Origin of the sequence: Bradyrhizobium sp. S3.3.6, assembly GCF_040546905.1 — a bacterium.
Classification (GTDB): Bacteria; Pseudomonadota; Alphaproteobacteria; order Rhizobiales; family Xanthobacteraceae; genus Bradyrhizobium; species Bradyrhizobium cytisi.
Map to the genome: position 1 here is coordinate 206,829 of NZ_JBEPOT010000011.1, position 21,072 is coordinate 227,900.

Below are 21,072 nucleotides of genomic sequence, written 5' to 3' on the forward strand. Positions count from 1 at the left end.
CGATCAAGCTCCAGCAACCAGCTCCAGCCGCTTGGCCGGTTCGAGCGCATTGTCGAAGCGGTAGCCGAGGCGGCGAGACAGATCTTCTGCGCTCTGCCGAAGGGCACGGGCGAAGATGCCGTCGAGATCCGCGGGAAACCGGCTCGCCTCGCCGACCGCGGTCAGAGCCAGCACCGCCTGGCCGCTTGCATCGCGCACCGGCGCGCTGAGGGCATTGATCAGCGTTTCGCTGCGGTGGAAGGTTTCGAGTCCCTGCCTTGCGAGTCCCAGTCGCCGGATGTCTTCGAGGCGCTCCTCCCAATCGCCTTCCTCGGCCGTCGCGGCCTCTCCTGGCCAGCCCGTCTGCGCGATGGCCTCGGGCGGAAGATGTGCGGCAAATGCCAGACCGGTTGCCGTCGAGGTCACGGGCAGTATCAGTCCGACGGGAAGCGCGTCGCTGACGGGAGCGGACGCCGGCTCCCAATGGGTGATGGTTGGACCGTGGGTACCCCAGACCGCGAGCGCCATCGTCTCGTCGAACTGGTTCGCGAGGCGCTCGATCGCGCGCGTGCCGAGCCGCATGGCGGCCAGTTGCGCCTGCTTGCGATCGGGCAACAATGCGCCATCAGCCATATCGTGGGGATCAGCCAGCAGATATTGACCGTTGCCGAAGACGAGCGGCTTGCGTTCGGCGCAATCGATCGCAAACACCTCGCCGACATAGATGGTGTGGTCGCCGCCCGGCACCCGCGACACGACCCGGCACTGGAGCCTGGCGCTGCAATCGCGGAGCAGCGGCACGGCGCCGGAGCCGATATCGACATCGATGCCGACGAACTTCTCATGCGATGACTTCGCAAAGCGCTTTGACAGCTCGATCTGGTCCTCGGCCAAGATGTTCACGGCAAAGCGTTCGGCCTTGAAGAAGGCCGGGTGGCTGTGACTTTTAACCGCCTGGCTCCAAAGCACCAGCGGCGGATCAAGCGATACCGAGCTGAAGGAGTTGGCGGTGACGCCATGGAATCTGCCTTCGTCATCGGTCGTGGTCACCACTGTCACGCCGGTGACAAAGGTTCCGAGCGCGCGCCGCAGGTCGCGGCTGTCGAACAGAGGAGCATCAGCCATCTTCCACCTCCTTAGCGTTCACCCGTTTTGGGCACTCATGCGGCGACTGCTTCGGCCGCCTTCACCGCGGGCATCACCTGTTCGGCGAAGCGGCGGATCGAGGCCGCCGCTTCCGCGTGCGGCATGGTTCCGAACATGAAGCTGCCGATCACGTAGTTCAGCCCGCCGAGCGCAACCTGGTCGGACAGGAGTTGCGCGACCGTCCGGGCAGAACCGGCGATCGCATGGCCGGATTCGACGAGCTGGTCGAACGAGGGTGGCAGCTTCGCGTTGACCGGCTGGGTCCCGTGCTTGCGCCAGAGCTTGATGAAATTTTCGTAGAACGCCGGCCAGGCCTTTCGGCCGAGCTCGTGGGCTTCGCGGTCGGTCTCGCCGACGATGATGTAGCGATTGACGCCGATGAGGGGAGAGGCTTTGCCCTCTAGACCGGCGGCAGCCATCTCCTCGCGATAGCGATCGGAAATGGCGCGCACGCGGGACACCTGTCCGCCGCAGACCACATTCATGCCGTTGCGCGCCGGCCAGACCACGGAGTCGGGCGAACCGACCGCGTACCACATCGGCGGATGCGGACGCTGGAGCGGCTTCATTTCCACCGCGTAGTCGTTCAAGTTCCAGAACTCGCCTGTCGTCGTGACCGCATCCTGCGCGAAGCAGCGCTGGATCGCTTCGAAGGCCTCCGCGTACATCTTCGCCGCCTTCGCGGAGTCGATCCCGAGTGCGTCGAGCTCGTGCGGCGAGGCGCCGCGACCTATCCCGAACTCAAACCGGCCGCCACTCAAATGATCGAGCATGCAGATCTCTTCATAGAGACGCGCGGGATTGTAGGTCGGCAATAGATAGACCAGCGGACATAGCCGCAATCTCTTGGTCCGCTGGGACAGAGCCGCCATCCACACGCTGGGCGACGGTGTGGTGCTCAGCGGCGTGCCGTGGTGCTCGCTCATGTGGAAGCAGTGGAAGCCGAGCCGGTCATAGAGCTCGGCGAGCGCAAGCCGGTTCTCGTACTGCTCTGTCAGCGGAACACCGGAGCGGTCGTTCTGATCGAAGACGCCGAACTTCATGATGAATATCCTTTCGCAGGTGGCACGGTTGTTTCGCGGCCGTAGCTAGGTGCTTTGCCGGACGTGGATCTGGAACAGATTGTTCTCGGGGTCGGCGAACGTCGCGACGCTGCCGTGCGAACCCATGTCGCGGCTCGACAGGTGCAACCCTCCGAGCCGCTCGATCCGCTGCGCCAACTGAGCGACGTCGGTCGCGCCGAACACGACCACACTTCCGCGCGCGCCCGTCGCCGCTTCGGCTGGTGAGCTCAGCGCGAACCCGAGCTGTCCGACCTTGAACTGGCACCAGTTGTCGCGATCCCGAAAAGCCAGCGGAAGCTCCAGCGCCTCTGCGTAGAAGGCCTGCATGAGATCCATGTCATTGGCGACCGTGTAGACGCTGCGGATGGCCCCAAGGGGCATTTTCGTGTCCTCCGTGCATATTCAATATAATTGAACATATGCTTTATTGTTGTATAGTGCTCGCAGCTTTCGTTTGTGTCAATCTCGATTCGCTGAACCGGTCGAAGGAAGCAGATGCAGGAGAAGAAGCCGCGCCGCGGCATTCAGTCGGTGGAAATTGCCTTTCGGATTCTGAGCGTTATGCAGACGAGCCAGCAGGCGATGGCTCTCAAGGACATCGCGCCGCTGGCGGGCCTGACGACGAGCGCCACGAATAACTATCTCGTGAGCCTCGTCAGGATCGGGCTCGCCGCTGCGGACGAGAAACCGGGCCACTATCGCCTCGGGCCTGCGGCGCTCTCGCTCGGCGTCAGCGCAATTCAGCAGATCGACGGCTTCGAGATCGTCCGCCGCGAGGTCACCAATCTGCGCGACATCACGAGCCGAAGCGCGGCCGTCACGACGTGGACCGACGACGGCCCGCTCAGCCTGTTCAAGCAGGACGGCGATCAGCGCGGCGCGTTCGAGTTTCGGACCGGACTGATCCCGATGCTGGGGTCTGCGGCAGGGAAGATCTATGCCGCCCGACTGGCACCAAACCTGACGGCGCATCTGATCGAGCAGGAGTGGGGCGCCGTCTTCGGCGACAGGCCCGACGCCGGCAAGTTCAGGGACGATGCGGCGCGCGAGCTCAAGCGAAAAGGCTACACGACGATCGTTCGATCCGACCTCACCGGCTATGTCTCCATTGCGGCGCCGATCGCGGACTGGAACGGCGATGTCCGCTTCACGCTCAGCCTCGCCGGCACCCGGGCCTCGATGAAGGTGGAGCCGTCAAGCGATCAGGTGAAAGCCCTGCTCGCCAGCGCCGCCAGCGCGACGCGGGCGCTCGGCGGCAAGATCGAAAGCCGCAATTAGGCGATTGCGCAGTCCGTACGGCTACAGGACGACCTCGATGACACGGGGACCGCGATTGTTCATGGCACCGCCGAACTGGCTCTCGAATTCCCCAACCGACGTCGCGCGGCTCGCCTCCACGCCCATGCCGGACGCGAGCTTGACCCAATCGAGCTCGGGATTGTGCAGATCCAGCATCGAAAAAGCCTTCGGCCCCGGATCTCCGGCGCCGACCCGCGCAAGCTCGATGTTGAGGATCGCGTAGGACCGGTTGGCAAAGATCACCGTGGTGACGTCGAGCGATTCCCGCGCTTGCGTCCACAGCGCCTGCAGCGTGTACATCGCCCCGCCGTCGCCATGAAGACAGACAATCTTCCGGTCCGGACAGGCCACCGCAGCGCCGGTGGCGACCGGAATGCCCTGCCCGATCGCGCCGCCGGTCAAGGCAAGATGATCGTGCGGCGCGATCGTTGCCGCAAATCGATGCACACCCCCGCCTGCCGTCGCCCCCTCGTCGGAGATGATGGCGCCGTCAGGCAGCAAATGGGCGATGACCTGTCCGGCCGTCTGCGGATTGAGCGGTCCGGCCGGAATGTCGGGCCGGCTCAGTGGACCGACATGCAGCGCCTGCCTGGTAGCCTTCACCGCATCGGCAAGAGCCTCTAGCGCTGCCGGACCATCCTCGTGAGCGTGCGCAAGATAGGTGATCTTGCAGTCTTCGGGCGTGCACCAGGACGGCTTGTTCGGATAGGCAAAGAAGCTCACCGGCGGGCTCGCGCCGACCAGGATCAGTTGCTCCGTTCCCTTCATGAACTCGACGATCTGCTCGGCGAAATACGGGATGCGCTCGACCGCCACGCGCCCGGCGCCGCGCTGGCAGCGTGGCGCGAAGGTGTCGCACACGATCCGCGCGCCGGTCGCCGCCGCGATGCGGCCTGCCGCGCTCAGTCCACGCTCCTTCAGCGCGGCCCCCCGGATCAGCAGCATGGTCTTGCGGCCCGATTTGAGCGCCGCAGCCGCCTGATCGATTGCCGTACTGGAAACCGCGGCCGGCATCGGTTTCGGGAGAGCGGGTGCCGGTCGATCGGCTTCTAGCCACGCCGTGTCAGCGGGCAGGATCAGCGTCGCAATCTGACCGGGCCATTGCAACGCAGCCTGCACAGCGCGCGCGCCGTCCGCAGCGACGGTCTTGGCACTCGCCGACGAATGCACCCAGGCAGAGACCGGTCGCGCGAAACCATGAACGTCGGATGCGAGCGGTGCGTCGTACTGCGCATGATAGGTGGCGTGGTCACCCACGACATTGACGATCGGCGTCGCTGCGCGACGCGCATTGTGCAGATTGGCAAGACCATTGGCGAGTCCCGGTCCGAGGTGGAGCAGGGTCGCGGCCGGCTTCTCCGCCATGCGACCATAGCCATCGGCCATGCCGGTCACCGCGCCTTCGAACAGGCCGAGCACGGCCCGCATGCCCTCGACCCTGTCGAGCGCAGCGACGAAGTGCATTTCCGAAGTGCCAGGATTGCCGAAACAGACCTCGACGCCCGATCCGACCAGCGTTCGCAAGAGACTTTCCGCGCCATTCATGCCGCTTCCCCGTCTTGTTGATCGCCCCTGCTATGATGCCCACTCGATGTCCGTCTGGTCAGACGAAGGCGCTCAGCCCGGTGATCGCCTTGCCGACGATCAGCGTGTTCATCTCCCTGGTGCCTTCATAGGAATAGATCGCCTCGGCATCGGCCACGAACCGCCCGATATGGTTCTCGAGCAGGATGCCGTTGCCGCCGAGCAGCTCGCGTGCATAGCCGACCGTCTCGCGGCACTTGACGGTGCAGAATGCCTTTGCCAGCGACGCATGCTCGTCGCGCATCACGCCTTCGTCCTGAAGCTGGGCGAGGCGCTGCATCATCGCCTGGGTCGATGTGACGTTGCCGAGCATGCGCACCAGGAGATCCTGCACGAGCTGGAAGCCGCCGATCGGCCGTCCGAACTGGATCCGCTCCGTCGCGTAGCGCAGCGCGTGCTCGTAGGCGCCCATCTGGCAGCCGACGGCGAACCATGCCACCCCGGTGCGGGTCATCCGCAGCACCTTGGCGGTGTCCTTGAAGGAGTTCGCATTCTGGAGACGGTCTGCCTCGGAAATGCGGCAGTCCTTCAGGGTGATCAGCCCGTTCTGCACGACGCGAAGCGCCATCTTCGTCCTGATCTTCTCGACCGAGAAGCCCGGATTGTCTTTGCCGACGACAAAGCCCTTGACCTGGTTCGTCCCCTCCTCGCGCGCCCAGATCACGTTGATGTCGGCGAAGGTGGCGTTGCCGATCCATTTCTTCTGGCCGTTGAGGATCCAGACGTCGCCGTCGCGTCGGCAGGTCGTCAACATGCCGCCCGATGTGGCGGAGCCTATCAAAGGTTCAGTCAGGCCGAACGAGCCGATCCTCTCGAAGCGCATCATCGACGGCAACCAGCGCTGCTTCTGCTCCTCGTCTCCGCACAGATAGATCGAGCCTGCCGACAGGCCGGTGTGTACGCCCCAGAACGTCGCGACTGAGGCATCGACCCGGGCCAGCTCCATCGCGACGAGGCCATTCAACAACCAGCTCCCGCCCACCGCGCCGTAGCCCTGATAGCCGACGCCGCCGATGCCGATCTCGGCCATCTTCGGAACGATCGCGAATGGGAATTCGTCCCGCCCCCAATACTCCTCGATCACGGGCGCAACGACGCCTTCCGTGAACGTGCGAACGCGCCCGAGCAACGCGCGCTCGCTTGCGCTCATCACGTTCGCAATCCCATAGAAGTCGCCGTCGATCGGCGGTGGCACATAGTCCGGCCGTCCCGTTCGTGTCACCTGCGGGTTCGCCATGGTCTCCTCCCTGGTACGCGGATGGTTGCGTCAGGCCGACTTGTTCGGGCGAACGCTGGCGCGGATCTCCTCCAGGCTCTCCTTGACGCGGTCCTGGATGATCTTCACCGCGTCCGTCGTCGATTGCCGCGCGGTCGATGCGCTCTCCCGCGCGCCCTCGACCGCGATCTCGAACACTTTTCGCGCGAATTCGGTCTGCAACGCGACGTTCTCGTGCATCTGGCCGAGCGGCTTGTATTGGCGCGCGAGCGTTTCGGCTTCTCTGAGGCCGGCCACTAGCACCTCGCGTTGCTTCTGCGCCACCGACTGCGCGCCCTGCGCGGCCACCTTCGCGCTTTCGCCGAGAGCGTCGATATTCTTCTTCTGTGCCTGGAGCAACTCGTCCACGTTCAGCTTCGGCAGGCCGAGATCGCTGCCGAACTTTCTCAGCATGTCGATGTATGAGGTCGCGTCCGTCATGATATCCTCCCTTGTGGTTATGCTCAGGACTGGCGGCGTCCGCCCTCGGGCGCCGGAACGAGATTCTTGACGTAACTGACCGTCCGCGACAGCAGGGATGACGGCCCGGCCTGCTTGCTCTCATCGGCCAGGAACGCCTCGATCAGAGCTGCGGTTTCCGCAGGCCGCGTCATCAGGAACAGGTGCCCATCATCGATCATGCGGAGCTCGGCGTTCGGGATCAGGCCTGCGAGGATGTGACCATTGATCGGAAGCACGAGAGGATCGTCGCTGCCCATCAGCACGAGCGTCGGCTGCGGCAGCGACCACAGCCAGGGCAGGCTGGTCCAGCCGGCCATGGCGAGGAGCTGATAGAGATAGCCCAGGCTTCGCGTACCGTGCATTGCGGTCGCATGCCGGCCGATCAATGACGGGTCGTCGCGAAACGCGCCGCCGTAGATGTCCGCCGCAATCCTGTTCATGTAGTCCTTGTCGGTGTAGCGGCGGGGCGTCGCCATCTTCCACAACACCGAGGGGCTTGCCGGCACCATGGTGAAACCGGGCGCCGTCGCGGCGAGCACCAGCCGCCGGCACAGTGTTGGGTATTGATGGGCAAATTGCTGCGCGATTCCCCCGCCCCACGACACGCCGGCGACGTCGACCTCCGCATAGCCCAGCTCCGCGACGAGCCCCGCCGCAAGGCGCGCCAGTGTCGATGGGCGATATGGCAACAGCGGCCTTGGCGAACCGCCGACGCCCGGCACGTCGAAGATGACAGTGGTCGTGCTCGTAAGCGCTTCGAGAAACGGCCTCGCCAACTCCCAGTTGGCGCCGATCCCGTTGAACAGCAGCAGCGGCGGTCCATGGCCGCTTCCGTGCCTGACCGCGACCTGAAGCAGTTGAGCGTCGATCGTAATCTGCCGGACCTCGATCGCCCCCGGCGTCGCGACGACAACCGAGTCGGCCTTTTTCCCGCTGGTGAGATTGTCATTCAAAGACGTAGGTCCCCGGGGCGACGCCAAGGGTTGGGTGACGCACACTGCCTGGCGAAGCAGGCGCCGCCACCTCCTCGCCCGAGCGGGCATGCAACCAATCGCGCCAGTCGAGCCACCAGCTTCCTTTCCGTTTCTCGGCCGAAGCCTGGAACGCCTCCGGGGCACCGGTGCCGACCGGCCCGATCATGAAGGACGCCTTTGGATTGGTGGGCGGATTGAGCAGGCTTTGCAAATGTCCGCTGCTCGAAAGCACGAAGGTGGTGCCCTCGCCCATGATCTGAGCGGTCTTGTATACACCCTTCCACGGCGTGATGTGGTCGGTGACGCCGGCGACGACATAGCTGTCCGCCTTCACCTTGCTCATATCCACGGTCTTGTCGTTGAGCGTGAGCTTGCCGGCATTCACGAACGGGTTGGTGAAATACAGGTCGAGATAGTCGCCATGCAGTGCCGCCGGCAGCCGCGTCGTATCGGCGTTCCAGTAGAGAATATCGAAGGCCGGCGGCTGGTTGCCGAGCAGATAATTATTCACCCAATAGTTCCAGATCAGATCGTTGGGCCGCATCCAGGCGAACATCCGCGCCAGGTCGTGACCATCGACGATGCCACGCAGCCGTGACATCTCCTTGGCTGCGCGCATGGTTTCCGGCGTCATCAAGCAGCCAAAGGCGCCCTCCTCGGCCGCGTTAGGGTCGAGCAGGCAAACCGCCAGCACCAGGTTCTTGATCTTCTTCTCGGCCGCGCTGCCGAGCGTCGCGAAATAGGCCGTCGACGTGATGCCGCCGGAGCAGGACCCCATCATGGTGATGTCCTCGCTGCCGGATATCTCGCGCGCCGCATCAACGGCCTCGTCGAGCGCTGCGACATAGGTATCCAGGCCCCAGTCGCGATGCGCCTCCGTCGGGTTGCGCCAACTGACAGCAAATGTCTGGATCCCGCTCTCGAGCAGGAAGCGGATCATGCTCTTGTCCGGAGAGAGATCGAGCGCGTAGTACTTGTTGATTTGCGGCGGCGTCACCAGCAACGGCCGCTTCCAGACGGTTGCCGTCATCGGCGTGTACTGGATCAGCTCGAGCAATTCGTTGCGCAGCACGACCGCACCCGGCGTGACCGCAAGATTCTCGCCGACCTTGAACGCGCTCGTGTCGACCATCGACGGCATGCCGCGGTTACGGGTCAGATCGTCGAAGTAATTCTTCAATCCACGCCACATGCTCTGTCCGCCGCTGTCGACGAACTTGCGGACCGCCGCGGGATTGGTGACCATCGCGTTGGTCGGCGCGACGGCATCGATCAGGATCTCGGTGACCAGGTGCGCGCGCGCCTTGTCGATATCGCTGAGGCTGGTCTTGTCGACAAGGCCATTGAAGGCCTCGCCCCACGCCAGATAGGCCTTGAGCAGGCCGCTGTGCAACGAGCTCTCCTTCCAAGTCGGGTCCGAGAACCGCTTGTCGCCGGCCTTCGGCGCGCGCTCGGACTTCCCGGCAACGATGGAGCCGAGCTCGCCGACGAAGGCGAGCCACTGTTCCGTTGCGACCTTCGGCTCGTTGATGACCGCCTTGAACAGGATGCCGGCGCTGTCGAGCAGATCCTGGCCCTGGATGGCCACGAGCGGATTGAGCGCCAGCGTATTCCTGGATGCTTCCTCGGATATTTCTACGCGCGACGATGTGGGGCCGGGGCTTACCGTGCTCATGACCGGCTCGCTTCCGTTGCGGGAATCAGCAGTGCCAACGTCTCGGCAATCAGCGCAGGCTTTTCCGTCCCCTCCACTTCCAACGTATTCCGGGTCTTCATGACCACCTGCCCACGTTCCTTCGGCTCGATGGCGGCAAGAACGACACGCAGCCTGACCCGCGCGCCCGCTGGCACCGGCGCGAGGAAGCGCACCTTGTCGATGCCGTAGTTCAGGCCGGCTGCCGCGTCGACGGGGATGACGCCGACCTGCATCGACAGCGGCGCCACCATCGCCAGCGCCAGATAGCCGTGTGCGACCGGACTGCGGAAGGGACTTTCACGGCACGCCCGTTCGACATCGACGTGAATCCACTGATGGTCGCCGGTGCAGGAGGCGAACGCGTCGATACGCGCCTGGTCGATCACGGCCCATTCCGACACGCCAAGCTCCTGTCCAATTCGTTCGCTCAGACCGGCAAGGGTGAGGTTGCTCACATTTTCCTCCTCTGATGCTTTTCGCCGACCGGGATCGAACGGCTACATGTCGCCGTAGCGCTTGCGCAGCTCCTTCTTGTTGATCTTGCCGACGCTGGTCTTGGGGATGCTGTCGATGAAGAGGATCTTCCCGGGGATTCCGTATCGTGAGATGACGCCCTTGTCGGCGAACGCCTTGAGATGATCTTTCACGATCGTATCGGTGACATCATTCGTCTCCGCCGGTTTCTTGACGACGAGGGCAAGCGGACGCTCGCCCCAGCGGTCGTCCTTGACGCCGATGACGGCCGCCTCTTCCACGCCCGGACATTGCGTGATCAGGTCTTCGATCTGCAACGAGGACACCCACTCGCCGCCGGTCTTGATGACGTCCTTGAGGCGATCGGTGATATGCACGTAGCCGCCCGGGCTCACCACCGCGATGTCGTTCGTGTGCAGATAGCCGCCGGCCCAGAGCTCCTCCGAGCCCTCGGGATTGTTGTAGTAGCCCTGCGTCAGCCAAGGTGAGCGCAGCACGATCTCTCCGGACGACTTGCCGTCATGGGGGACATCGTTCATGTCCTCGTCGACGATACGCAGGTCGACCAGCGGCGCCGCCATGCCCGCCTTGGTCCGGAACTCCACCTCCTGATCGTGATCGCCGCTCAGGTCGCGCGACATGACGTGCGCCACCGCGGCGATCGGGCCGGTTTCGGACATGCCGTAGCCGGCAAAGATGTCGATGCCTGCGGCAAGCGCCTGCTTCGCCAGCGCTTTCGGCAACGCCGAGCCGCCGATCACCATCTTCAGGCCCGTGAGGTCTGTCTTGGTGGCTGCCGCGGCGTTCAGCAGCATTTGCAGGATCGTCGGGACGCCGTGGGTGAACGTGACGCCCTCGCTCTTGATCAGCTTGACGAGCATCGCCGGGTCGTAGCGCCCGGGATAGACCTGCTTGACGCCGGCAAGTGTCGCAGCCCAGGGAAAGCCCCAGGCGTGCACATGGAACATGGGCGTGATCGGCATATAGACGTCGTCGCGCGAGAACCGGCCCTGTTGGCTCGCGATCCCGAAGAATGCCAGCTCGCCTAGCGAATGCAGCACCAGCTGCCGGTGACTGTAATAGACCCCCTTGGGCAGGCCAGTCGTTCCGGTGGTGTAGAAGGTCGTCGCCTGCGTATCTTCGTCGAAATCCGGAAAATCATAGGTGGGCGACGCATCGGCGAGCAGGCTCTCGTACTCGCCGGCAAACGGCTGGCTTCCAGTCTCGGGACGAGGACGATCCGACATCACGACAAGTGTCTTGACCTTCGTGAGCTGCGGCTTGATGCCTTCCAGCAAGCCGACGAACTCATCGTTGACGAGCAGTGTGGATGCGCCGGCGTGATCGATCGTATAGGCGACCTGATCGGGCGAGAGCCGCACGTTGACCGTTTGCAGCACCGCACCCATCATGGGGATCGCGAAGAAGGCCTCAAGAAACCTGTTACTGTCCCAGTCGAGGACGCCGACCGTGTCGCCGGGCTCGACACCGAGCCTCTTCAGCGCGGAAGCAAGGCGGGCGATGCGCTCTCCGAGCTGGCGATAGGTGAAACGCGTTCGATCGCGATAAACGATCTCCTGCTCAGGCGATTGCAGCAGCGGGGTATGCCACAACTGCTTGAGGATCAGGGGATATCGATAGGCGGATTTGGCGGTCTGGATCAGCCTTCCCACCATGGCGGCCTCCCTCGAAACGTTGTCTCTCCCCCGGCTCCTCGCGACGTCCGCAATTATGACCTGCGGATCGCCTCGGCCGGTCGTCTCTCACACGATGATTTCATCACCCGACGTGGACACCGACCGTCGCGTGACGCGTGGTGTTTGTGAAGGTCCGAAACGGACATCAACGGGGTCCAGAACGGACAGGTTACGACCACTCCGGCATTCGTTCTTGAATAAAGCTGCTCATTTCGCGATTTGCGGCGACGCGGCATCCGCCTGACGCATCGCAAATCCCGCTCTTGCTTCTGACGATCCAAAAAGCTGTTATCCTTGCGAGACCACGGCCGGATGGTGAGCGGGAGTGCGCTCATCTCGGATGCTCCGGCGCAAAGGCGGACCTGATTGCAAAAAGTTCGGCAGCATCATCCTTCCCCGTCCTCAGAACCGCCCCCGGAAGGCGCGCAGGGATCGCCGATCGTCGGCTTAAGCGAGCGCGTCTACGAAACGACCAAGCTTGCCGCACTGTTCGACATGCTGTCGAACCAGGGGCACCCGGCCAGCGAGATATTGAAGGATGTCAATCTGCCGGCGAAGGAGGTGTATTCCTCGAAGGCCCGGATCTCGCTCAAGCAATTGCTGACCGCCTACAAGAATGCCGTCCGGCTCTCGCAAGATCCTCATCTTGCCTATCGGATCGGAGCATCCATCCATATCTCCACCTACGGAATGTACGGCTTCGCCATCCTGTGCTGTCCCGACTTTCGCCGGACGATGCAGTTCGCGACGCGGTACCACATGCTCGCGGCCCCCTTGGCCGCAATCAGCTTCAGCGAGGAGAACGGATCCGCCATCTGGTCCATCGAACCCAATCTGCACGCCACGACTGATCTCGCGCTGTATCGCTTCATCACCGAGATGCAGATCGGAATACATATCTCTCTGATGCGCGACGTCATGGGTCCCGCGTTCGCTCCCGACGAGGTCTGCCTCGCCTACCCCGGCGCTGACGCCAGCTTTCCGAAAGACGAGTTACGGTGCAACGTGAGCTTCGCGAACCCCGCGAACAAGATCGTCTTCCGTTCCACCTGGCTGGAACAGCAGGCGCGCCTCGGCAACAAGACCACCTATCCAGCGATCGTCGCGCTTTGCGACGATCTGCTCGACGATTTGACGTTGCGAATCGGCATCGCCGGAAAGATTCGCGACCTTCTGCTGGCGGATATTACCAACCCACCAACCTCCTCGGCGGCGGCCAAACTTCTCGGCATGAACGACCGCTCCCTGCGCCGCAAACTGCGCCAGCAGGGTCTTTCCTATCGCGGTCTGCTGGACGAGCTACGCACCCAGATTGCGCTGAAGTATCTGCGCACGACCCGGCTCTCGAACGACGACATTGCCCTGGCGCTCGGATTCAGCGATGCCGCCAATTTCCGTCGCGCGTTCCATCGATGGACAAACAAGGCACCAAGCGACATCAGGGCAGAATAGGACGCGTGTTCGCCGGTTCATTTTATCCAACTTGATCCGCCGGCCGGCCGCAGACCAGCCGGTCGACCGGTTGCAGGGCAGGCCTTGGCTCTCTTCTCATGCTGAAGAGGCGGATCGGCTCCTTGCAGCCGCGCAAGACGTGGACACCTTCGTCGACAAAGGCTTTCGCAAGGTCCAGGCTCCCCTCCGCCCGCAGCGCCTCCACGAATTCGCCGGTCACCAGCACCGGGGCATCGAGAATTCGGCAATAGGTTTCAACGCGGCTCGCGATATTCACGGTGTCCCCCACCAAGGTCAGCTCGAGCCGTTTCTCGCTGCCGACATCTCCTTGCACGACCTCACCATAGTGAATTCCGACGGCGATGCGGACGGCACTCTCGTTGCAGTGGATGCGCTGCCGGTTCCGGCATTCGATCGCGTTGACGATTTCCACAGCGCACAGGGCCGCGTTCGTGGCATCTCGCCGGCTCATCAAGGGCGGGCCAAAAAATGCCATCAGTCCATCGCCCAGATATTTGTCGACCGATCCATGATTGGAGAAAACCGCCTCGCTCAGGAGGCGAAGCAGATCGCGCAGCATGCTGATGACAACATCTGGAGGCTTTCCGGACGAATACGCGGTAAAGCCTACCATATCGGCAAACATGACGGTGGCGGGTTGACGGCGTGCGAAGGAGAACGGCGTTTGAATGTCGACAAGCTGATCGACAATTTTCGGCGAGAAGAAGCGGGCGAGGTTTGCCCGCTCCCGCTCAACTGCCTTGACGCGCAGGTTTGCCGAAACGTTCCGGAGCACCAGGATGGTGGCAATCAGGATTGAAATCAGGCTCACCGCAAACCGCAACGGGGCGGCTCCGTCGGCCTCAAATCCGTGCATGAGCACATAGCTGAGAACTGTAAGAAGCCCACAGGTGACGCCCGTGATCACGATGCCGCGGCGACGAAGATCATAAGCGGCAATCAAGACAACGGTCACGTAGAGCGACGCCACTGCAAAGTGCAGGGACGTCAGCGTGTCAACCAGGAAAATGCCGATCGCGAGCGCGGCCGCTACGGGAAGGGAACGGAGCCCGATAAGATAGCGCAGCATCGAACCATCGCCATTCGTTCGTCGGATCTGCTGCCTATGCCGGGGCCAGAACCCGGCACTACAGCAAATCCGCGCGTCGCCGATCCGACGAACCCTGGAAAGGCCGCCGGCCGAACCTGGTATTTCCCAACGCTGCCCCTCGGCACTTCTCAACCTGCCATTGCGACGACCGGTTTGGCCTTCGGCGCTTTGTCAGCGTTCTTCGACCAGGACCGGTAGTACGCCAGCACGGTCATCATCAGGATGCCGACAATGCTGACCACGATCTGCATCCAGATCGCACCGGAAATCTCGACCAGCACGACGTGCGCAGCAAAGGACAGGAATATCCCGGAGCAAAAGACTTCGAGCGATTGCTGACCGCATTTGATTGCGGGCCGAAAGATCGCCCATTCGAGCCCCGGCCAATCGCGTGGCAGCAGACGAACGACGAAGAACGCGAACACAACGAAATGCAGCAAGCGATAAGGCGCGAGGTTGCTCTTGTCGTTTGGATTGAAGGCGCCGTAGACCTCCGGCGGAATCAATGACCGCAGTTCGTCAAATCGGGCCGCCATCGTCATCACCAGAGCGAACAGAAGATAGCCGATGCCGAGCACCAACGCGGTACGCGACCGGATGAACGGCATCGCCTGCGCCGCTCCGCCGAGCGCAAACCAGGCCCCGAACGTGAACAAAAATTGCCATGCGAATGGATTGAAGTACCAGAGGCCAGTTGGATAGGCCGAGAGGTTCCAACCGAAGTGCCTGGCCGCCAAATACAGCACCCCCGAAGCGGCCAGGGTCATGTTGGGCCTGCGTAGCATCAGCCAAAGTATCGGCGGGAAGACGCCCATCAGCACGATGTAAAGCGGCAGCACATCCATGTTCACCGGCTTGAAGCGCAGGATCAGCCCCTCGAACAGGAACTGCGCAGGATTGTCGAGGAAACCTCGTATGTTGAAGTCATCGGTGAAACCGGAGTTACCAGACCTCTGTGCGACATATCCGATTTCAGCGAGATAGAGCACGAAAAGGAAAACGTGGGCGACGTAGATCTGCCAGACCCGCTTCACAAGCCTGGTTGCGCCGATGATGAACCCGCGTTCGAGCATCATCCGCGCGAAGACGAAGGCGACAGTGTAGCCGGAAATGAAGATGAAGAGATCCGCAGCATCGCTGAAGCCGTAGTTTCGCGTTGTCACCCAGTTCACGATGTTGTTGGGGATATGGTCGAGGAAGATTCCCCAATTTGCCACACCTCGAAACAGGTCCAGCCGGAGATCTCGGCCTTTCGTCGGGAGCGTCGCAAGAATCTTCATCGTCAATGCACCGAAGCTCTAACACGCGGCATCTCTTCCGCCGACGCCCGGCCTGCGCAGCGCCTCCGTTTACGGAGTCCAGAGCCTGTCTCGGCATTTCGACGTGATCGCTCCGAGCATAACGGCCCATGACTTTTCGTATTGGACAATCGTGCGCATGCTGGATGTGAGTTCGGCAGAAAGAAGAGACGAGGCCGGCAGAGCGGCCCTGACTTTCAATTTGCCTCCAGAAAATGCCATCCTGTCCATGAGTCACGACCCGCGACGCGATTGCGCGAGGCAGGTCTCGATGGTGCCCGCCTGTCCATCGGCTCAAACCAGCAGCACTCCTCGGTCGGCCTCTGGAGCTCATTGGGACTACGGGCTCTTGCCACATGAGCCGATGGAGCCGTCCGAGCCCTCTTACGCTTGGCTCGCACGAACGGATGCTCGGCAACGATCGGTCGAACATCCGGTTTCGGCCTCGCCACCGCGTCGGCCTGAGAGTCGACGTCCGGTTGATCCGTCTCTTCATCGGGTAGACGCTCGACCAGGTCCCGGGCCGGCGCCACATCGACGGATGGGGGAAAGAATGTCGGCTGGCTGGTATCCAGGACAACCTTCTCCGGCCATTTGCGCGCGGACTCGATCCGGATCGTCGCCGCATCGATGCTGTCCGGCCGATCGGGAAATCTGTCCGGCAGCTCCGGCAAGGACCGGCCGGCTATCAGCAGAAGAACAGCGAGTGCGGCCCCGACAACAGCAAGATACCTTGCCATGGGCAAAGCCGATGGCTCCGCCGATTTCCGCAATCTCGATCGACCCATGACAGCAATGCTTGGCCACTCTCAGGCCGTGCGGCGAAGCGATCGGGATGCCACACTGCCGCTGAGGGAAGGCGACCTCGGCTAGAGGAAATTCTCCTTGACCATCTCCCAGACGTCTCCTCCACGGCCATGCAGGACGGCACGAGCGGAATACAGCGCCATCCCGATTGCAGGCTCGACCTGCATGAATGGCGGCATGACAAGCTGCATCGGGTTGACGTGCACGTGCAGAAGCGCGGGCCCCGGTTGGGCCAGCCAGTCCTTGACCGCAGTCTCCAATTCGTCCGCGTTCGAAACGGTCTGGCCCCAGAGACCCAGTGCGCGCGCGACGCCGGCGAAATTCGGATTCTTCAACTTCGTGAAGGTATCGAGCATGCCCTCCGCCTTTTGCTCGATCTCGACAAAGCCAAGCTTGCCGTTGTCATAGACGGCAATCTTGATGGGCAACTCCTGTTGGACGATCGTCATCAGGTCTCCGAACAGCATCGAGATCCCGCCGTCGCCTGCCATGCATACGACTTGCCGGCCGGGTTCTGCCTTCTGGAGCCCGACGGATGACGGCATGCCATTGGCCATCGTTCCATGAAGCAGACTCGCGAAAATGCGGCGCTGCCCATTCGCCTCGATATGGCGGTAGGCCCAGGCGGCCGGGGTGCCGTCGTCGGCCGTGAACAAGGCATCCTTTGCCGCATGGCGACTGATCACCTGCGTCAGATAGCTTCCGGGAATACTGCCATCGTGACCGGCAGCGACCTTGGCCCGCTCGGCCTCCCGATATTTCGCGTAGCGCTTCACATACGCGCTTCGGAACGCGGCGTCGGTGCGCTCGACCAGCTTCGGTAGCAAAGCCTCCAGCGTCGCCTTCACATCGCCGACGACGCCCTTCTTGATCGGATGACGTCGTCCCAGATGGGTCGGGTCGATATCGACCTGCACGATTTTTGCCTTGTCCGGGTAGAATTGCCGCCAGGCAAAGTCTGCGCCCAGCATCAGCAGCGCATCGCAGTCCAGCAAGGCGTGGTACCCGGCCTCGTTGCCGAGCATCCCGGTCATCCCAATATTGTAGGGATTGTCAAACTCGAGAAAATCCTTGGCCCGCGACGTATGCGCGATCGGCGCTTTCAGCCTGTTGGCGACCGCGAGAATCTCCTGATGTGCCCCCTGGCAGCCCGAACCACCGTACAGGACGACGTTTTCGCTAGTGTTGAGGATGTCTGCGATCTCATCGAGATCCGCATCGTTCGGTCGCGTGACAGGCTGGGCGACGTGCACCGCATAGGGGACGTTGTTATCCACGGCCGAGGCGGAGATATCGGCCGGCACGATCAGAACGGCAACACCACGTTTCGCCAGAGCCGTTTGGCAGGCGATCACCGTCTTCCGGCGCGCCTGTTCCGGCGTGTGGATCATGTCGCAGAAGACACTGCAGTCCCTGTAGACCTGCTTGAAATCGACCTCCTGGATGAAATCGAAGCCCAATTCGTCGCGAATGATCTGACTTGCGATCAGGATGACGGGCGCACGGTTGCGATTGGCCTCGAATATCCCGTTGATGAAGTGCAGGCTACCGGGGCCGCAGCTCCCCGCAACTGCCGTCAGGCGATCGGCGACCTGCGCCTCTGCCTGCGCGGCGAACGCCCCCGCCTCTTCGTGTCTCATCGATATCCACTGGATCTTGCTTTTTTCGAGCGAGCGCGCGATCAGATTGAGGGTATCGCCAACGACGCCATAGCAATGCTTGACGCCCGCACTTTGCAAGGTTTCAACAATGATATCCGCGACCAGCTTGCCCATGACATTCAACCCTGGCTGTGACCGTTCCTGCCACAACCTGCACCCAGCTGCACCGTGGGGGCTTGGATCGGAATGCGAGGACTTGAACCCGCCTGCGCTGACGGCGCACGGCCGGCGGATGGCGCGCCATTCAGCCGACGTCCTCGGTTCCGGATTGGAGTTGGCCGAGCATTTGCACCGCGCGATTGCGAGCAGGAAAGGAAATTCGGGCCGGCAATCGATCAAGACTCGTGCTGAGATATTGGTAAGCTTCCGGCAAGCGATCCTGTTTCAGCAACAGCGCGGCCAGTTCCGTCGCCGCCGTCAATTCGAACAGGGTGGCGGACTGGCGCTTGGCCCAGTCGATTGCCGACAGCAGGCTTTCTTCGGCGTCGAGATGATCCTCGGCAGATCGGGCCGCCAGGATGAGCCCTTTCATCCTGAACAGGGCGGGCATATGCAAGAATTTGCCGGCGCGCTGCTGTTGCTCGATTGCATTCACCGTGAGGGTCAGCGCCTGCTCGTGCTCACCTATGCCCACGAGGGCCAAGGCCAGATCGCAGGTAAAATCCATATTCAGCATCTCGTGACGCTGGACGTGAAGCTCTTCCAGGGCTCGCTTCAGCAATTGGATCGCTTCGATGCGATTGTCTTGAAGGAGCAACAACTGACCCTTCAGGCCTGTCGCTATGGCGCGATACGGCATCAGGGAATGCGCAGCGGAGAGCTCACTCAGTTCACCGATGTACTGCTCCGATTGCCTCAGGTCCGCCATAGTCAGAAACACAGGAAGGACCAAAGCCAGGGAACGGCAAAACGTGGCGGGGTTGCCTGACCTTTTGCCTTCCTCTCTGGCGCGCCTTGCATAGTCCAGCGATTGGTCGAGCAGGCCCCTGTACAGGAGACAACGTGCCATGCCGACGAGCAGGAAGCTCGTATAATGAAAAAGATACACTTCCGTTCGAGAGCGCGGTCCGGACGCCAGGTGTCGGAGGCCGGATTCGCAATACAGTTGCGCGGCGAGGTGATCGCCCGACAGATGTTCGGAGGCCGCCAACATGGCTTCGGCCAGTGCCAGGTCGTCGTGATCCCCCATCCTCAACGCCAGTTTCTTGCTCCGAACGGCGATGTCGGTCGCACCTCGAATGTCCATGATCCAGTGCGAATACGTGAAAAGTCCACTCAGAATTCTGAGCTCGTAGCGGAGATCTCCTTGCTCGATCGCAATCTCCAGCGCGTTCTCAAAGGCGATCCGGACGCGTTGGTCGTTACCCTCCGTATGCATCAAGGCCAGCGGTATCGATGCAGAGATTTCCATTGCGCGACGGGAGCCTCGATGCGGGTCTCCCAGGCTTGCCATCGCTCGCTCTGCCCATGCCTGGCATTCGAGCAACAGTGACAGCTCCAGAAACACCTGCGTGGAAGCGGCAGCCAGCCTCATTGCCGTCTCGGCATCGCCGTGCGGCCCAAAGCTCCATTCGAGCGCCGCACGGACGTTACTCAATTGGTCAGAATAGGCCGCAACTCTTTCAGCGCCTGGCAGGGTTGATAGATCCTCCCTCAGCGCTTCGAGGTGTCCGGCGAGGTATGCTGCATGCCGGCCGAAGACCATGTCGACTTCGGCATGCTCCTCCAGCTTTGCGAGCGCGTACGCCCGGGTCGTGTTCAGCAACCGATACTGTGCCTGCGCGGCATCGATCCGGGTTGCTATCAATGACTTCTCGACCAGGCCCGCGACCGCGTCGAAAATGTCTTCGGCGCCCACGCCGGGGTCACCCGTGACTGACCGCGCGCCATCCAGGGGGAAATGTCCGACGAAGGGAGCGATGCGTCGAAAGACGATCTTCTCTGCGTCGGACAAAAGATCGTAGCTCCAATCCAAGGTCGCCTTGAGCGTCCGATGTCTGGCAACAGCCGTCCGATGGCTCAGCTTCAGCAATTCCAGCCGGAACACCAGGAGGTCAGCCGTGTTCTTGAGGCCAAGGGCAGTCACCTGACCCGCGGCCAACTCGATCGCCAACGGGATTCCGTCGAGCTTTCGGCATATCTCCGCGACGAATGGCGCCTCCTTGTTGGTGAGAACGACGCTGCCTGCTCGCGTGGCCACACGCCGCACGAACAGCTGCACTGCCGGATATCGCAGCACGGCATTTGCCGTTTGCTCCGAGCCGTCCGGTGGAAAATCAAGCGGGAGAACCCGGCAGCAATGCTCACCCTCGACTTTCAACAATTCCCGGCTCGTGGTCAGGACATGGATCGCTTCGGTCTGCTGGTAGAGTTGTTCGGCGAGCGAGGCGACCGCCTCGATCACGTGCTCGCAGCTATCGAGTATGACGAGCAGCTTCCGTGACTGGATCAGGTCGAGCAGCTCCAGGCCGGGATCTTTCGATTTGAGTGCAAGCCCCAGGGAGGTCGCGACGGCCGCAGCGATATGGTTCGGATCGGTGAGGCTTTCCAGATCGACAAAATAAACCTCGCTGCCAAACGCCTCGGCGGCGGCCCGGCCGACGGCCAGAGCGATGGTGGTCTTGCCGATGCCGCCGGGGCCGAGCAGCGTCACGAACCGGTCATGTCGAAGCTTGTCGCTGACCTCCCTGACGAACGTCTCGCGCCCGATCATCGTGATCGGTCGCACCGGAAGCTTGCCCTGGTGCGGGGACCCGGCGTTCCTGCCTTCCGTGGCGCCTCCGAGGGGGACCATTGTGCCGACGAACGAGTAGCCCCGTCCCTTGATGTTTGCGATGTAGCGGTTTCCGAATTGGCCGTCACCAAGCGCCTTGCGGATCGCGGCCACGTGGACGCGGATGCTCCCCTCCTCGACCGTCACATCCGGCCAGACGTGATCGATCAACTCCTGCTTTGCGATCACCTCACCCGGACGCGCGGCAAGGTAGATCAGGATGTCGAGGGCCCTGCTGCCGAGCGGCAGCGCCACGCCGTCGCGCCGAAGCACCCGCTCCCTGCTCGAAAGCTCAAAGGGGCCAAACAGCAGATTTCCACGAAGCTCATCGTCAGCCATG

General features: G+C 62.4%; 16 protein-coding genes. 2 read left to right on the forward strand and 14 right to left on the reverse strand.

The window, feature by feature from the left end; genetic code table 11:
- Positions 1-3: 3 nt before the first annotated feature.
- From ABID59_RS27950 to ABID59_RS27960, 3 genes are read right to left on the reverse strand one after another with little or no spacing between them, the layout of a single operon-like run.
- Positions 4-1,104, reverse strand: coding sequence for a flavin reductase (locus ABID59_RS27950; RefSeq protein ID WP_354085533.1), 1,101 nt, complete (start codon positions 1,102-1,104; stop codon positions 4-6).
- Positions 1,105-1,139: 35 nt separating this feature from the next.
- Positions 1,140-2,168 carry an LLM class flavin-dependent oxidoreductase gene (locus ABID59_RS27955; RefSeq protein ID WP_354085534.1) on the reverse strand — a complete coding sequence of 343 codons (1,029 nt, stop codon included), beginning with the start codon at positions 2,166-2,168 and terminating at the stop codon, positions 1,140-1,142.
- Between the two features lie 45 nt (positions 2,169-2,213).
- Positions 2,214-2,570 (reverse strand): VOC family protein, encoded by a 357-nt coding sequence (locus ABID59_RS27960; protein ID WP_148750830.1) that lies wholly within the window; start codon positions 2,568-2,570, stop codon positions 2,214-2,216.
- Positions 2,571-2,684: 114 nt separating this feature from the next.
- On the opposite strand from ABID59_RS27960, the gene ABID59_RS27965 reads away from it, so the two are divergent.
- Entirely contained in the window at positions 2,685-3,467 is a 783-nt protein-coding gene (locus ABID59_RS27965; RefSeq protein ID WP_148750829.1) for an IclR family transcriptional regulator, read from the forward strand.
- A 21-nt stretch (positions 3,468-3,488) separates the two neighbouring features.
- On the opposite strand, the gene ABID59_RS27970 is transcribed toward ABID59_RS27965, so the two are convergent.
- From ABID59_RS27970 to ABID59_RS28000, 7 genes are read right to left on the reverse strand one after another with little or no spacing between them, the layout of a single operon-like run.
- The gene (locus ABID59_RS27970) at positions 3,489-5,033 is read right to left on the reverse strand and encodes an acetolactate synthase large subunit (protein WP_148750828.1); all 1,545 of its coding nucleotides are present in this window, start codon (positions 5,031-5,033) and stop codon (positions 3,489-3,491) included.
- A 58-nt stretch (positions 5,034-5,091) separates the two neighbouring features.
- Positions 5,092-6,309 carry an acyl-CoA dehydrogenase family protein gene (locus tag ABID59_RS27975; RefSeq protein WP_354033154.1) on the reverse strand — a complete coding sequence of 406 codons (1,218 nt, stop codon included), beginning with the start codon at positions 6,307-6,309 and terminating at the stop codon, positions 5,092-5,094.
- A 30-nt stretch (positions 6,310-6,339) separates the two neighbouring features.
- Entirely contained in the window at positions 6,340-6,768 is a 429-nt protein-coding gene (locus tag ABID59_RS27980; RefSeq protein WP_354033155.1) for a phasin family protein, read from the reverse strand.
- Between the two features lie 23 nt (positions 6,769-6,791).
- The gene (phaZ, locus tag ABID59_RS27985) at positions 6,792-7,742 is read right to left on the reverse strand and encodes a poly(3-hydroxyalkanoate) depolymerase (RefSeq protein ID WP_210250896.1); all 951 of its coding nucleotides are present in this window, start codon (positions 7,740-7,742) and stop codon (positions 6,792-6,794) included.
- Positions 7,735-9,438, reverse strand: coding sequence for an alpha/beta fold hydrolase (locus ABID59_RS27990; protein ID WP_148750824.1), 1,704 nt, complete (start codon positions 9,436-9,438; stop codon positions 7,735-7,737). Before ABID59_RS27990 ends, phaZ begins: the two co-directional genes overlap by 8 nt.
- The gene (locus tag ABID59_RS27995; protein WP_148750823.1) at positions 9,435-9,914 is read right to left on the reverse strand and encodes a MaoC family dehydratase; all 480 of its coding nucleotides are present in this window, start codon (positions 9,912-9,914) and stop codon (positions 9,435-9,437) included. Before ABID59_RS27995 ends, ABID59_RS27990 begins: the two co-directional genes overlap by 4 nt.
- 42 nt (positions 9,915-9,956) lie before the next feature.
- A complete protein-coding gene (locus tag ABID59_RS28000; protein ID WP_354033157.1) occupies positions 9,957-11,609 on the reverse strand; it encodes a fatty acid--CoA ligase in 1,653 nt (550 codons plus the stop codon).
- A 387-nt stretch (positions 11,610-11,996) separates the two neighbouring features.
- Between ABID59_RS28000 and ABID59_RS28005 the strand changes: the two genes are divergently transcribed.
- Positions 11,997-13,082 (forward strand): AraC family transcriptional regulator, encoded by a 1,086-nt coding sequence (locus ABID59_RS28005; RefSeq protein WP_354085535.1) that lies wholly within the window; start codon positions 11,997-11,999, stop codon positions 13,080-13,082.
- Between the two features lie 22 nt (positions 13,083-13,104).
- Here ABID59_RS28005 and ABID59_RS28010 read toward each other — a convergent pair whose 3' ends face one another.
- The 4 genes from ABID59_RS28010 to ABID59_RS28025 form a co-directional block, all read right to left on the reverse strand.
- Positions 13,105-14,172 (reverse strand): adenylate/guanylate cyclase domain-containing protein, encoded by a 1,068-nt coding sequence (locus ABID59_RS28010; protein ID WP_148750820.1) that lies wholly within the window; start codon positions 14,170-14,172, stop codon positions 13,105-13,107.
- Positions 14,173-14,321: 149 nt separating this feature from the next.
- A complete protein-coding gene (locus tag ABID59_RS28015) occupies positions 14,322-15,473 on the reverse strand; it encodes an OpgC domain-containing protein (RefSeq protein WP_148750819.1) in 1,152 nt (383 codons plus the stop codon).
- Positions 15,474-16,360: 887 nt separating this feature from the next.
- The gene (locus ABID59_RS28020; protein WP_354033160.1) at positions 16,361-18,073 is read right to left on the reverse strand and encodes a thiamine pyrophosphate-dependent enzyme; all 1,713 of its coding nucleotides are present in this window, start codon (positions 18,071-18,073) and stop codon (positions 16,361-16,363) included.
- Between the two features lie 130 nt (positions 18,074-18,203).
- Positions 18,204-21,071, reverse strand: a complete 2,868-nt coding sequence (locus tag ABID59_RS28025) for an ATP-binding protein (RefSeq protein ID WP_354085536.1) — start codon at positions 21,069-21,071, stop codon at positions 18,204-18,206.
- Position 21,072 lies beyond the last annotated feature (1 nt).

Bases quoted from the DNA above. Each gene is read 5' to 3' on its own strand.
- ABID59_RS28020 (WP_354033160.1), bottom strand. From the start codon at position 18,073: ATGGGCAAGCTGGTCGCGGATATCATTGTTGAAACCTTGCAAAGTGCG.
- ABID59_RS27955 (WP_354085534.1), bottom strand. From the start codon at position 2,168: ATGAAGTTCGGCGTCTTCGATCAGAACGACCGCTCCGGTGTTCCGCTG.
- ABID59_RS27965 (WP_148750829.1), top strand. From the start codon at position 2,685: ATGCAGGAGAAGAAGCCGCGCCGCGGCATTCAGTCGGTGGAAATTGCC.
- ABID59_RS28010 (WP_148750820.1), bottom strand. From the start codon at position 14,172: ATGCTGCGCTATCTTATCGGGCTCCGTTCCCTTCCCGTAGCGGCCGCG.
- ABID59_RS28025 (WP_354085536.1), bottom strand. From the start codon at position 21,071: ATGGCTGACGATGAGCTTCGTGGAAATCTGCTGTTTGGCCCCTTTGAG.
- ABID59_RS27970 (WP_148750828.1), bottom strand. From the start codon at position 5,033: ATGAATGGCGCGGAAAGTCTCTTGCGAACGCTGGTCGGATCGGGCGTC.
- ABID59_RS27990 (WP_148750824.1), bottom strand. From the start codon at position 9,438: ATGAGCACGGTAAGCCCCGGCCCCACATCGTCGCGCGTAGAAATATCC.
- ABID59_RS28015 (WP_148750819.1), bottom strand. From the start codon at position 15,473: ATGAAGATTCTTGCGACGCTCCCGACGAAAGGCCGAGATCTCCGGCTG.
- ABID59_RS27975 (WP_354033154.1), bottom strand. From the start codon at position 6,309: ATGGCGAACCCGCAGGTGACACGAACGGGACGGCCGGACTATGTGCCA.
- ABID59_RS27980 (WP_354033155.1), bottom strand. From the start codon at position 6,768: ATGACGGACGCGACCTCATACATCGACATGCTGAGAAAGTTCGGCAGC.
- ABID59_RS28000 (WP_354033157.1), bottom strand. From the start codon at position 11,609: ATGGTGGGAAGGCTGATCCAGACCGCCAAATCCGCCTATCGATATCCC.
- ABID59_RS27950 (WP_354085533.1), bottom strand. From the start codon at position 1,104: ATGGCTGATGCTCCTCTGTTCGACAGCCGCGACCTGCGGCGCGCGCTC.
- ABID59_RS27960 (WP_148750830.1), bottom strand. From the start codon at position 2,570: ATGCCCCTTGGGGCCATCCGCAGCGTCTACACGGTCGCCAATGACATG.